Here is a 13348-nt window from a genome sequence, read left to right as displayed (position 1 = left end):
GGCGCATATCGATGATCTATGAATTCCCCCAGAAAATTCTGTTCAAGCATTGCGATCCAGCGGGCATCGTTTTCTATCCGCGCTATTTTGAAATGCTGAACGACTGTGTTGAAGCATTCTTTGCTGACATCGGTTTTGCCTTCGAGGACATCCACAAGGTGGGCCGTGTACCAACAGTTCAGATCGACGCGACCTTTAGCACGCCAAGCCTGCACGGTGATCGGATGGTGATTAATCTACAGATCACCCGCATCGGGCGCAGCAGCATCGGATTGGATTTCCACGCCCACTGTGGCGGCTCGACACGTTTTACCGCGACTTCCACGCTCGTCTACATCAGCCCCGATAATTCCGCTCAAGCGTTGCCGGATGATATGCGCACCGCCCTAGCCCCCTATTTACGGAGGACGACATGACCACCCATAAAATCATTCAGCCAGAGGGTTGGGCACCTGCCAAAGGATACGCAAATGGCGTACTTAGCAGCGATGGCACGCTTTATGTCGGCGGTCAGATTGGCTGGACCGCAAAGCAAGTTTTCGAGACCCATGACTTCATCGGCCAGATGGAACAGGTCTTGCGCAACATCCTCGCAATCGTTGAGGCCGCAGGCGGCGCTGCAACGGATATCACAAGGCTAACTTGGTTCGTGACAGACAAGAAGGAATACGCCGCTCGTCAAAGCGAAGTCGGCGCAGTCTATCGCAAGGTTTTAGGTCGCCATTTTCCAGCGATGACGATGGTGGTGGTTGCTGGCCTTGTTGAAGACGAGGCGCTTTTGGAAATCGAGGCAACTGCCGTAATCAAGCGCTAGTGTTTGCCTGTACCAGCTCTTTGTAGAGCTTTCTGATACGCGCGGTCACAGGCCGCTCACCAGTCCCGATCGGCTTGCCGTCAATTTCAGCCACAGGCGTTTGCGCGCCAAAAGTACCTGTCAAAAAGGCCTCGTCCGCGCCGTAAGCATCGACCAGCGAATAGTTTCGCTCAAACACAGGAATGTCGTTCGCGCGGCATAGGTCGATCACCTTCTGACGCGTTACCCCATTCATGCAATAATCCCCCGTCGAGGTCCAAACCGCCCCTTTGCGGACGATGAAAAAGTTGCACGCGTTCGTCGTGTTCACAAAGCCATGGGGGTCCAACATCAACCCTTCATCCGCCCCGGCCTGTTCGGCCTGAAGACAGGCGATCACGCAGTTAAGCTTGGAATGGCTGTTATATTTGGCATCCTGGGACATCGGCAAACCGCGCACTTGCGGAACAGTCGCAAGTCGAATGCCTTTGCTTTGGAGTACCTCGGCAGGTTTGGAATGTTCGCAGATAATAACCAAGGTCGGCCCTGTGCGCGACAGCGATGGATGCTGGAACGGCTTCACTTTCACGCCGCGGGTCAACATCAGGCGGCAATGCACATCGGTGTGCATATCGTTCGCCTCTGTCGTTTGGCGTAGTGCATCCATGATACCAGCGCGGTCCATGCCAACGTCCAGGGACACCGCTTTGCAGCTCTCAAAGAACCGATCCATATGTTCGTCAAAGAACGCCCAAACCCCATTATAGAGCCGCATTCCTTCCCACATACCATCGCCAAGCATGAAACCACTGTCATAAACAGAGACTTTAGCGTCATCGCGATGCACCAAGTCTCCATTCACATAGATCTTGATATCGCGGTTGCGAATGTCATCTTCGGCGTCGTGTGTCGTGTGGCTTTCCGTGCTCATATCGGCGTCCTCTGGTCGATCAACATGCCCACCTTATTGGCTTGGTCCCAGAAAGAAACTGCTATCGCCAGTTCTCGTATCCGAACATCAGATAGTCACGCTGATAGGCATCACGCACTGCACTTTCGATTTCGTCATTATAAACATCACCAAGATCGAAAAACCGTTCTGCGTTTGACGTTGAAACGTAGGGCGCTGGTTCTTCAACGCCCGCTGACATCGCCAATACCGGCAACATCTGATCCAGCTGATCTTCGCGCAAAATCATATCAGGCAAGGCAAACTCGCCCATGTTCGAAACAGCCTGCGCTTGGCTGCACCAATGGGCATCCACGCGGATCGAGGTCTGACCCGAAAGGTTCATCTTCACAAACTGGGCGAAGGCGATGAAAGCCTCCTGATGGGCAGCCATGTCCCAGCTTTCATTTGGTTCCTGACCGGGGATTGGCAGTTTATGAAAGCGGCGCAATGTATTGCGAATTTTGGTAAAGCTGCCTGTCTCAGTGGTCAGAATTTTGTTGCAAAACGCATCGTACAGACGCGCTACGGGATGACGTAGCACAGTGAAGGTGCGATGCCCTGTTTGATCGCGCTTCCACTGACGCAGAGTCTTTTGATTAAAGCCGGATTGCAGCGCTTCCACGTCTACACCGTCTAGCGCAGCAAGCCAGTCTTGGACCTGTAGCTCTGGGCCGGAACGGATCGGCATATACATCAACGGTGCCCTGGCAGCTGCGATATAACTCGGAACAACGGGGCCTCGACGAGGTTCGAAATTGGGGGTGCGCGACAGGTTGAAACGATCCAACCGCATAAGGCCGCGCTCTAGATCATCCGGATTTTCTACCTTTTCTTCCAAGGCGACAGGATTTTGAGGCTTGAGTGAATCATCAAGCCCGTCAAGACGCGCATCAACGCCCAGATAGGCCGCCAATCCGTTCATCACATCGAGGTTCTGCAAGTCTTCATAAGCCACGTAAAAGGCAGTCTGACCCTGCGCCTGCAAACGGTTAAGCAATGTGACCTGAAACGCTTGCAACTCTTCAACATGGATCTGGAATTCGGCAGGATTGAACGTCGCTTTCGCATCGCGGCGCCGCTTGACGTTCGTCAGCTTCCACTGCCCCGTCTCTTGGGCAATCTTCCAGGACACATAGCTTTCAAGCGGATTGCGCGTCAGAATGATTTTCGCACAGCGGGGATCATCAAGCGCAATGTCCATAACGCGCGGATCGTGGTCATGGAAATAACGAAAACCGCCAAGCCCATCAGAATACCGTTTGATCGTTTCGATCAGCTGGACAGGGCTTTTCTCACGCATTTCCTGGGTCACGCCCAAGATTTCAGTCTTGTTCGGAAACCCGATGAAATGCGGGTTGAAAGCCTCGCCGTAACAGCTCACCCCTTCCATCGCATTCAGGTTTGCTTCGAGAAAATTCGAACCGGTTCGCATTTCTGCAAACACGATGAAGTAGTCAAAAGGAGCGCTCATAGTTACTTCACCAAATAGGGTTTACGCGGTTTCTCTGCGGGCAAGGTTGGGCTGTCTTCAATCGGGAAATCGCCCATAAGATGCGGATGCATCCCTTGGTTCTTGAGATTCTGTAGGAACTGCCCAAACCCTTTCAGGTCAGCCATTTTCGGCGCTTCTGCCAGACGGCGTTGCGGCGCGTTGCCGATCTCGTCAATGATGGTTTGAAGCGGCTCCATCGGGCTTTCGATAAATTCGGCCATCGACCAGATCCGAATGTGCGCCTTGGCGTAGGGGCTGCGTAGCTTGTAGAGAAACTTGTTCTCGATCTTCTGCAAACGCGCCGCTTCGCGCCGCAGATCAGAAAAATTCTGGTTGGAGCGGAACAACGGAACCGCCCAAGCACCGCTGATAACAGAAATCTGTGCGTTGGGGTCTTTGCTCATCTTCAGGCTGATATCTTGCGTATCCAATGGCCCGAACTGGAAACACTGCCGCTCGCCACGGGTGTTCCAAATAAGGTTCGTCAAAAACGCTGGACCGTTATAATCGCGCAGCAACGGTTGATCGCTTAGCCCGCCGTTAATCACCGTCTGGCCATCAGCAAATTCTGCCCGCTCTGGTGAAAACAGATGGCCATGCACCTTCGTACCTGTGGCCCTGGCAAGCCATGGCTCGAAATCTTCGAACAGCTCTGTAAACCCCTGAAACACCGAATAGGGCGCACAGGTCAGACCGTTTTCCCAACCCTCATTGGGGAAGCGGCTATGCATTACCAGACCCGCACGGCCGCGGGTACGGCGTTCAACGGCTTTCGCGAAGATGCGATCAATCTTTCCCGGGTTCGGTTCGGCACGCTTCATCGCGCCGGCCTCATCCGTCAGGAAGGCTTCATAAACTCGGTTCGCATGTGGCCAAATCTTGCGCGCAACAAAGCAATCAGAGCGGCGCAAGAGTTGCAGGTGATCGTCATAGAATATGTGCGGCTTGCCCTGGAAATCAAACTTGGACAGCGTCAGCGAACGGCTCTCGATATTTGAAGAATACTGGCGGGCAAGTGTTTGAAAGTAGCTCTCGTCCGGTATCCAGACTTTGCGAAAATACCGATCATAGGTCTTGCGTTCAGGGTCTTCCAAAACGGCCGACAGGGTTTGACGCGTCAGGCACCACCACTGCGATCCCATGTGCGGCACAAGACCTTTGGGGATACGGCGCCTCAACCCAATCGCGCGTTGGATGGCAACGTATTTGTCAAACAAACGGCGCTGTGTCTTCCACGAAAACGGGAACCGCAGGGTAAATCGCTCGATATCAAGACCACCAACAGTCCAAGGCACATCGGATGTTGTCGCAGATTCGATGAAATCAGTGCGCGGGCGTGCGTCGAGATACTCGATCAGCTCTGCGACAGGACGCAGTGGCAGGCACGATCCAGACGTCAGAAACACGTGACGCACATCGGCAAACCGATCAAGCATCAGTTCCGCCGCGCCTTGGGTTGCGGCGGTGATGCCCCAGCCACCCCATTCGCAATAGTGGCGCTTGGAAAAGGCGATTTGCGTTTCGTCTTTCAGTCGGGATTTGAACGCTTTGAAGGTCTTGCGATCTACCTTTTTGTCTACATGGATCACGACAGGACAACCCGAAGCAGCCCAATGGCGCGCAACCTGTTCAGCGCGGCCAAGCGCCGTGTGCACCAACATTATGATGCCAACGCTCATGCCCAGTTTCCTTTGGACATAAGTCCCAAAATTTCCAACTGGCGCCAGTTGATGTATTTCTCGGACCACTTGCACCAAAGATCGGGGTTTTCGGCCAGGCGTTCGGAATAGGCTTTATACTCGACACTGGCCGAATAGTGCTGCTTACGCAGCAATTCTTCCTGTGCCTTATCGGTAAACGTGTCGAGAAACTTGGTGTGCAAAAGCACGCCCGACGCCTTTTCCCCACCCCATTCATCATAAACAAGGTTCAAGCCGCGTGGCAGCAGATTGTGTGTTGAACTGACATAAGTATAGCGGCGATCCCATTTCACCAGCGGGATCTTGTTCAAAGCGGGAGCCTTTTCAGGCTCGTCCGGGAAGAACACGCGCGCACGTGGTCCACCCTGAATCCAGAGATTCCCAAGCTTCTTGTTCTTGTTGATCGTGTAGTTGCCCGCATCAAACCAGCAAGCCGTTTCCATCGGGTTCTGACCCGCACGATAGGGTTCCGCATCAATGCGCCCCTTGGGATACATATCCAAAAGCATCGCGCTAAAAGATTTGATCGAAGAGGCGTCCAGCCAATCTGTAAGCGCGCGAATGGGGCGGGTGTCACAGAAGGGGAACAAAAAGAATTCATCAGGATCAACAGTCAAACACCAGTGCCCGTGCGCGTAACGCAATTGCAACCAGTTAAGCCAATCCACCCCATAGCGCGAGCGTTTATAGCTATGCTGGGAATGCCAGACCGATACGTCCGGCTGTTCTTGCAAGTATTCAAGACCACCATCATTGGAATCGTTATCAACAATGAAGAAGTGGTTCACGCCCATGTCGCGGTAATACTTCAGGAAATAGGGCAGGCGCACATGTTCGTTGCGCATGGTCGAAAACAGAAAGATATCGCCAGACTTGATCTGGCTTGTGCGGTTGCGAATAGGTTGCAGTTCGCGACGCTTGCGAAACGCACGAATGCGCCAACGCTTGCGTTGCAGTCTAAGCCTATATGACTTGACGATGCCCACCTATCTACTGCCTCCTATGAACTGGCCTGTCCGCCGTTGTTAACCAAAGTGTTTCAACACCAGGTTAAAATGTGCATCCCACTGCGGCGGTGTGTATCGGGCCTGTTCGTTACCTACTCTACCAAGAACAACGCTATCTTTTTGCAGCACTTTTTCAATCTCGGTGCGCCAAACATAGGGATTCGATTGCGCTGCGTAAACGGGGAATTGTCCAAGTACTTCACGATATATGGCCAGATCAGCACAAATGATCGGTACACCAAGGCTTAGTGCCTCTGCTTGCGGCAATCCGAACCCTTCTGCAAGGCTCGGGAAAAGCGCCGCTTTCGCACCGCGGAGCAAGCCCATCATCTGTGCGTCGCCAAGGCCGTTCAGCTCAATAATCTGCGCGCCATTGGTTTTTGCCGCATCGAGACGCGCGAAAACATCTTCGTTCTTCCAGCCACGATTGCCACAGATCACCAAAGTTGGCGGTGGGCTATCGGCATCGCTCGCCCAATCTTCCCACAGATCAAGCAGGAACACGTGGTTCTTGCGTGGCTCGATAGTTCCAATGGTTATCACATAGGGTTCTGGCACGTCTGGCAGAACCGCATTCTCAACCAAGGGCGTCTCAACACCCAAATGTGCAACAATGCTTTTCGGAACACGCCCGAAACCCGCCATATGCCGCGCTGCGTCTTCCAGGGTCTGTTGGGAATTGCAGATCAAGGCATCCGCCAGCTCGGACACGACACGCATGCGGCCTTCGAATTGCGCCACAGTGCCATCACGCTGATGGTCGGGCCAATCAAGTGGGATCATATCGTGAATCAGCACAACGCTTTGTGCATCCTCTAGCGACTTGAACGCACCAAAAACGCGGCGGGTCAGATTGCTGTGACCTGTGTTCAAGTAAAGCACACCGCTTCTGAACTGGTGCCGCAACATGCGTGCCAGACGCGCGGGGCTAGCACGTGCAATCGCCCGCTTGCGCAACGCTGCTTCACCAGCCCGTCGCGCGGGGCTTAGATTCCGGGCAAAGCGCGAAAGAATATCAGGTTTACCCCAATCCGCTGCGACCAGATGGTTGTGAAAATATGCCATGCCAGCACGGTCGAGCAGAAGATACCCGAATGCGCTTCGCAGCAGCGCAAAAACAGGCCGCTCCAGCGACAGGCACCACTCCAGATAAGCCCATTCAACGCGATCAACGCCCGTGTGGATCTGCCCCGTTCTGCTTAGCAGGCGGGTCAGATCAAGACAGATCGGTTTTTGATTGTCGCGCGGGTTTTCCAGTTTGGTTCCGCCTTCCTACACCGCCCGATCGGGCATCAAGGCTCGAGCGGAGCAGAGGCCAACGCCCCTGCACGCCCTTTATTGAGCCGCTTTGTCCGACGCCATGATATCCGACAGATATGCGTGTAAATCGTCACGCAAATCATCACGCGACAGGCCGAATGCGACCGTCGCCTGTAGGAAGCCTGACTTGGAACCGCAATCAAAACGCTGGCCACGGAAACGATATCCATAAACACCGCGATCTGTGCCAATCTCTTGGGCGATTGCGTCTGTTAGCTGAATCTCTCCACCCGCACCTGTCTTGATCTTGTTAAGGTTCTTCAAGACATGCGGAGACAGAATATAGCGACCAATAACAGCAAGGTTAGACGGCTCTGTACCCGGCTCGGGCTTTTCGACCATGCCGTTTACAGACACCATGCTTCCCATGTCTTCCTTGATATCCAGAACACCGTAGGAGGATGCCTTGTCACTTGGCACTTCCATTGCGGCAACCATATTGCCACCAGTTTCTTCGTAGGCTTCAACCATCTGCTGCAGGCAGGGCTTTTCAGCTGCGATAACATCATCGGGCAGAATAACCGCGAAGGGTTCGTTGCCAATCAAACGGCGTGCGCACCAAACAGCGTGGCCAAGACCCAGCGCTTTGTGCTGACGCATATAAGCAATAGCGCCGCTATCCATATTCGTGGATTTGAGAATCTCAAGAAGGTCGGTCTTGCCCTTTTTACGCAGCTCGTTCTCAAGCTGCGGCGAATGGTCAAAGTAATCTTCAAGCGCGCCTTTGCCGCGTGACGTTACAAAGATAAATTCTTTGATGCCAGCCGCGCGCGCTTCGTCGATGGCGTATTGAATGAGCGGGCGATCAACCAGCGTCATGATTTCTTTCGGCACGGACTTCGTTGCCGGCAGGAACCGCGTTCCAAGACCCGCTACTGGAAAAATTGCCTTTGTTACTTTGTTACGCATTACCTGATCCTCGGTTCCGAAATTTTTTTGTTATTTGAAATGTCTCTAAGAAGAAATTGGGCCTAAATCATGTCCATTCAGCGAAAAATAAGTCTTTGTTTCCAAATAGCGACTATCTAATCCCGTTTAGGGGGAAAATCACGCAGATTTGCGAGTCTCCTCAACTCAAGGGTGAGTCGTCTACGCAACGTCATAACACGAAACCGCGCGCCCGTCCGCGTGCTTCGCCCGAACACGCCGCCAGATTGCAGCCAGAAACCTTTGTGCGTAAACCGCATTTTGTGAGGACGCGCAGTTGGCGAGAAAACGAAAACGCTCGCTCGCTGCCCCGCCAGAACGGCCTGCTCGGCCTGGCTTGCCAACTGCCCCTTTTGCCGTAACCCCCCCGAAAACACCTGATGCGGGCCTGTAAACAGCCTCGGGAATGCTTTGAATCCAGCCAGTGCAGGCGGGATTGGCTCCTGCGGGGCGAGCGCACGGCGCTGACCGTCGTCGGCGCCTTTATCAAAGCTATTAAGCAAACGCGAAACATCATTTGGCTCAATCGCCCCGCTCTCCATATGACGCAGGGCACGTTTACGTTGCTCGAACCGCGCGTCCCTTAGTGCATTGTTGCGCAACGCCTCGGGCGCATGTTTGCGCAAATAAACTGTCGTACTTGCGCCGATCTCGAACAGATCTGTTGGCACCCTATCGCCGCGCCGCGTTGCGCTGGCCTTATAGCCGTGATGCACTTGGGCAAGCGGCGAAATAGCGGTGCGATGTCCCGCCTTGGTAAGCCGGTAATTCACATCGGTTTCATCAAGGTAGAACCGAAATGCAGCATCAAACCCACCCATGCCCGCGATAACATCGCGCCTCAGCGCCATGTTGGTGCCTTCGGTCTTTATCGCATATCCGTCTTGAGGTGCCAGCGCCGTGATCTTAGTCTCATCAACCTCAAGCGGGATCGCCACGCCTGTGCAATCCACGCTACGCGCTTTCCATTGAAAGCTGATCCCGTTCCGCCCGATCACAAAGCCACCTACCGCGGCAACATCCGCTTCGTTAAATCCAGCGGTTAGATAGGTCAGCCAACTTGGCTCTGGCACAGCATCATCGTCGATAAAGGCGACGATGTCCCCGGCCGCATGTGCGATGCCCAAGTTACGCGCCGTGGAAATATTGGCCTCGTTGAACGCCACGCATTTCAGATCGTCGTAAAACGGCAGGGCGCGGGCAGCGTCCATGCCATCCCTGTCGGCGACCAAAACGAGCTCGAAACACGGATAATCAAGCTGGGAAATGCCCGTCAGACACAGAGGAAGATCAGCAGCGCGGCCTCTGCTCACTACGATAACAGAGACCGACAGGGTGCTCATTCAATCCCCATCTCCTGCATCATACGTTCGATGACGGGGACATCTTCCGGGTTGTTCAACTCCCAGAACTGACGACCCTTCGCTTCGACCTCGACGCAGCGGACTATGCCCCCCTGCTCCATGAAACGAAGCTGTTCCAGACCTTCCAGCTGCTCAAGCGGCCCAACGGGCCAGCTCGGGTACTCCATCAGCGCCTTTGGACGATAGGCATAAACGCCTACGTGGTGAAAAACCGGAGTGTCATCGGCATCGTCATAGGTGTCCGTCGTAAATGGAACCACTTCTTTGGAAAAATACATCGCGCGCATATTTGCGTCGAACACCGCAGTCGTGCCGCCCACGCGCCCCGCTTTGCGATCTGCCAGAAAACCATTCAAGGCGCGACCATCACAGCGCAATACAGGCGTCGCAATATCTGCCTCAGGCGAGGCTTTCATCGCAGCGATCAAATCCTCAACAAACCAGTGCGGCGTTAGCGGCGCATCGCCTTGAAGGTTCACAACGATGTCCGCATCACTGCCCAGCGCAGTATAGGCCGCTGCGCAACGCTCTGTCCCATTGCCGCAGCTTTCAGGGGTCATCACAACTTCTGCGCCGAACGCTTCTGCCGCGTGCTTGATCCGATCGTCGTCCGTTGCCACGACAACGCGGTCCACGCCGTTAACTGCGCTCGCCGCCTCCCATGCCCGCTGAATAAGCGAGCGCGCTTCGCCGCCAGAACCTTTCAGCTCTGCCAGCGGCTTCGCAGGATAGCGGGTGGATGCGAAACGTGCGGGTATGACGATCAGAACTGACACTTAGGCGCCTTTCAGGTCAACATCGGGCGAGTAGGCGATGAAGAACGGGTTAGCGTAGTCATCCTTGCCGTAGCGCAGCTCTTCATGGTTATCAAAGCGTACAACACGTCCACCCGCGCCGGTCAAAACTGCGTGACCTGCGGCTGTATCCCACTCCATCGTGCGGCCAACGCGGGGGTAGATATCCGCCTCACCCGTCGCGATAAGACAGAACTTGAGCGATGAACCCGCGCTTTTCATGTCACGCACTTTGTATTTGTTGATGTAGTCATCCGTCGCTTGATCGCGGTGCGACTTGGAGGCAACAACATATAGCGCTTTGTTGTCAGGCTTGCTGACCGCGATAATGTTTTGCTGCCCAACCACATCAGGATGCAGCGGGCCAGTTTCCTCAACCGACTGACCATCAGCGCGCGTATAGAACATCCGCTTTTTCGCAGGCGCATATACAACGCCGCGCGTTGGAACACCGTTTTCGACCAATGCGATGTTCACTGTGAAATCGCCACGACGGTGAATGAATTCTTTTGTGCCATCCAGGGGGTCTACGATCAGGAACGTATCGCCCTTGATAGAATGGCTGTCCGACTGTTCTTCTGTCACGAGCATCATATCTGGAAACGTCTCGCGCAAACCTTTGGAAATCAACGCATCCGCAGCCTCGTCAGCTGCCGTCACAGGGCTATCGTCCGACTTTGATTTTACATCGAAATCATCGGATCCATAGATATCCATAATCACATCGCCGGCTGCCAACGCCAGTCGACGCATCGTTTCTTCAAGTTGTTTGTAGTCCATTTGCCCAGTTCCTGCCCAAATTGATTAGTAATGTTGATAAAAAATCCACGCCTCTTATTATATGATGAAGCGCGAACGGCAATAAACATCAATCAATTCGTTCGGTATCAGGCAGAACACACATGTTTCAGATTCGAAAACGGGAAACCACCTTTCGCAAGGTCCTCACCTTCTGTGAGTTGGTTTACCACAATATCGTGCGGACGATCCGTAAAACGCATGGCAACGCGTTGATGAGTATCGCGATGAATTTGATGCAGATGATCATTTTCGTGCTCGCCTTCTATTTCATGTTCTCGATCCTCGGCCTTCGCGGCGCGGTGCTCCGCGGCGATTTCATGGTTTATATCATGACGGGCATTTTCCTGTTCATGACGCATATCAAAACGGTTGCCGCCGTCTCTGGCTCTGAGGGGCCGGCATCGCCGATGATGAAACACGCGCCGATGAACACGTCGATCTCGATCGCCGCTGCGGCCTTGAGCCAGCTCTATATTCAGATGCTGTCGCTTGTCGTTATCATGTTCGCATACCACGTCCTGGTCACGCCCTTTGAAATTCAAAGCGTTACAGGTGTGATGTTCATGATCCTGCTCGCGTGGTTTACCGCTGTGGCTGTCGGAATGGTGTTTCTTGCCATCAAGCCCTGGTCACCGGGGTTTTCATCGTTGCTGTCCACCATCTACCAGCGTGCCAACATGATTGCCTCGGGCAAGATGTTTGTTGCCAATACATTGACACCGCAACTGCTGAACATGTTCGATTGGAACCCGCTGTTTCACTGCATCGACCAATCACGCGGCTATGCTTTTGTGAACTACTCACCGCGCAATTCGTCTTGGGAGTATGCGTTCTACGTCGGCGTCATCTTCCTGATGATCGGGATGATGGGCGAATTCTACACCCGCAAACACGCCTCTGCGAGTTGGAGCGCACGACAGTAATCTACTTTCCAACCTAAACGGCAGCGCTGTTGCCGTTTAGGTCCATTCCACATTGGTCACAGATCACAGCCCGAACGCTTCAATTTTTGCGCTTTAGCGCGCGGGTGGAACACGCGAAGCATGCTTGCCAATCCTTTGTGAAACGCCGCGCTTCTTTCAAAGCGGGCCCGGGCTTCGTAGTCGGCACGACTCATGCGGGTTGTTGTTTCAGTATACATATTCTTAACTCCAAAACGTTGATGTTTTCGTTTCCACTTGATGAACCCAATATGAACATTGACATGACGCCTGACAAACGAGAGGTTTGCGGCATTCAGTTAAGAAAATTTTGTGGATAGATATGGATCGCATCGCCCCGTTCACGGCCCTTCGCGCCTTTGAAGCAGCAGCGCGGCATCTTTCGTTCGCCGCAGCGGCCGATGAATTGAACGTAACGCCTGCTGCGCTTTCGTTTCAGATACGCTCGCTAGAGGATCACCTCGGCGCGCCCGTCTTTCATCGACGCAATCGGGCGGTTGATTTAACCGAACTGGGCAGCGCGCTCTATCCCGGTGTTGCCGAAGGGCTGGGAACGCTTGCGCGCGCATGGGGTGCTGCACGGCGGCGCGTGACGGCATCCAGCCTGACGATTACCGCCGGCCCGGCATTTACCGCAAAATGGCTTGCGCCCCGCCTGTTTACGTTTGCACAGGCCAACCCCGATCTAGAACTTCGCTTTGCCGCGACCCTTCGCATGCTTGATTTCGCACGTGACGAAATCGACGTCGCTATCCGGTTTGGCCAGAACAAAACCGCTGGCCAGTTTAACGAGGTAATCATCAGCGAATGGGCGACACCGATGATGCACCCTAATCTGGCGGAAAAGGTGAAAGTGCCAAGCGACCTGCTCGGCCTGCCCTTTATCCACGACGACAGCCTTACTTTTCTAAAGGATGCCGCAGGCTGGCAGGCGTGGTTTCGTGCGATGCAAATGGACCCACCTGCTGAACACGGCCCTCGCTTTTCGCAGGCAGATCATGCTGTGGATCTCGCCCTTTCCGGTGGTGGTGTCGTGCTTGGTCGCGGCTCGATTGCAGAGCGTTCTTTGACTGAGGGTCGCCTCGTCGCGCCTTTTGCAGAAACAATCAGGGTACCTAGTGAATACCGCCTCACATGCCCGAATGGTTTGGAAACAACACCTGCAGTTCAACGTCTACGCAATTGGATCCGCGCAGAGCTACAGACCCTGAAAACCCTCACCGAAACGCGCAAATTTATCAACTAGCGCACAACACG

13 protein-coding genes are annotated in these 13348 nt (G+C 54.0%); 4 read left to right on the top strand and 9 right to left on the bottom strand.

All coding sequences use genetic code 11. The features are described from left to right. Window positions 1-11: 11 nt before the first annotated feature. On the top strand, window positions 12-416 hold the full coding sequence (locus WBC85_RS15600) for an acyl-CoA thioesterase (protein WP_424439347.1): 405 nt from the start codon (window positions 12-14) through the stop codon (window positions 414-416). Then, on the top strand, window positions 413-814 hold the full coding sequence (locus tag WBC85_RS15595; protein ID WP_424439344.1) for a RidA family protein: 402 nt from the start codon (window positions 413-415) through the stop codon (window positions 812-814). Before WBC85_RS15600 ends, WBC85_RS15595 begins: the two co-directional genes overlap by 4 nt. On the opposite strand, the gene WBC85_RS15590 is transcribed toward WBC85_RS15595, so the two are convergent. From WBC85_RS15590 to cysQ, 9 genes are all read right to left on the bottom strand, one after another. Further along, window positions 804-1724: an aminotransferase class IV gene (locus WBC85_RS15590; RefSeq protein ID WP_424439341.1), complete on the bottom strand. Its 921-nt coding sequence runs from the start codon at window positions 1722-1724 to the stop codon at window positions 804-806. The genes WBC85_RS15595 and WBC85_RS15590 overlap by 11 nt on opposite strands. Before the next feature lie 61 nt (window positions 1725-1785). Next, window positions 1786-3216: a sulfotransferase family 2 domain-containing protein gene (locus WBC85_RS15585; RefSeq protein ID WP_424439338.1), complete on the bottom strand. Its 1431-nt coding sequence runs from the start codon at window positions 3214-3216 to the stop codon at window positions 1786-1788. Window positions 3217-3218: 2 nt separating this feature from the next. Beyond that, window positions 3219-4916 (bottom strand): beta-1,6-N-acetylglucosaminyltransferase, encoded by a 1698-nt coding sequence (locus WBC85_RS15580; protein ID WP_424439335.1) that lies wholly within the window; start codon window positions 4914-4916, stop codon window positions 3219-3221. Next, window positions 4913-5923, bottom strand: coding sequence for a glycosyltransferase family 2 protein (locus WBC85_RS15575; RefSeq protein ID WP_424439332.1), 1011 nt, complete (start codon window positions 5921-5923; stop codon window positions 4913-4915). Before WBC85_RS15575 ends, WBC85_RS15580 begins: the two co-directional genes overlap by 4 nt. Before the next feature lie 39 nt (window positions 5924-5962). Continuing rightward, window positions 5963-7009: a glycosyltransferase family 4 protein gene (locus WBC85_RS15570; RefSeq protein WP_424439329.1), complete on the bottom strand. Its 1047-nt coding sequence runs from the start codon at window positions 7007-7009 to the stop codon at window positions 5963-5965. A gap of 270 nt (window positions 7010-7279) precedes the next feature. Next, window positions 7280-8173: a UTP--glucose-1-phosphate uridylyltransferase GalU gene (galU, locus tag WBC85_RS15565; RefSeq protein WP_424439326.1), complete on the bottom strand. Its 894-nt coding sequence runs from the start codon at window positions 8171-8173 to the stop codon at window positions 7280-7282. Window positions 8174-8289: 116 nt separating this feature from the next. Beyond that, entirely contained in the window at window positions 8290-9534 is a 1245-nt protein-coding gene (locus WBC85_RS15560; protein WP_424439323.1) for a glycosyltransferase family 2 protein, read from the bottom strand. Beyond that, the gene (locus tag WBC85_RS15555; protein WP_424439320.1) at window positions 9531-10331 is read right to left on the bottom strand and encodes a 3-deoxy-manno-octulosonate cytidylyltransferase; all 801 of its coding nucleotides are present in this window, start codon (window positions 10329-10331) and stop codon (window positions 9531-9533) included. Before WBC85_RS15555 ends, WBC85_RS15560 begins: the two co-directional genes overlap by 4 nt. Next, complete coding sequence (gene cysQ, locus WBC85_RS15550) at window positions 10332-11129, bottom strand: 3'(2'),5'-bisphosphate nucleotidase CysQ (protein ID WP_424439317.1); 798 nt, start codon at window positions 11127-11129, stop codon at window positions 10332-10334. A 122-nt stretch (window positions 11130-11251) separates the two neighbouring features. On the opposite strand from cysQ, the gene WBC85_RS15545 reads away from it, so the two are divergent. Then, on the top strand, window positions 11252-12073 hold the full coding sequence (locus WBC85_RS15545) for an ABC transporter permease (RefSeq protein WP_424439314.1): 822 nt from the start codon (window positions 11252-11254) through the stop codon (window positions 12071-12073). A gap of 340 nt (window positions 12074-12413) precedes the next feature. Continuing rightward, window positions 12414-13337, top strand: a complete 924-nt coding sequence (gene gcvA / locus WBC85_RS15540; protein WP_424439311.1) for a transcriptional regulator GcvA — start codon at window positions 12414-12416, stop codon at window positions 13335-13337. Window positions 13338-13348 lie beyond the last annotated feature (11 nt).

Source organism: Planktotalea sp. (genome assembly GCF_049680325.1).
Lineage (GTDB): Bacteria > Pseudomonadota > Alphaproteobacteria > Rhodobacterales > Rhodobacteraceae > Planktotalea.
This window is presented reverse-complemented; position numbering and strand designations above follow the sequence as displayed.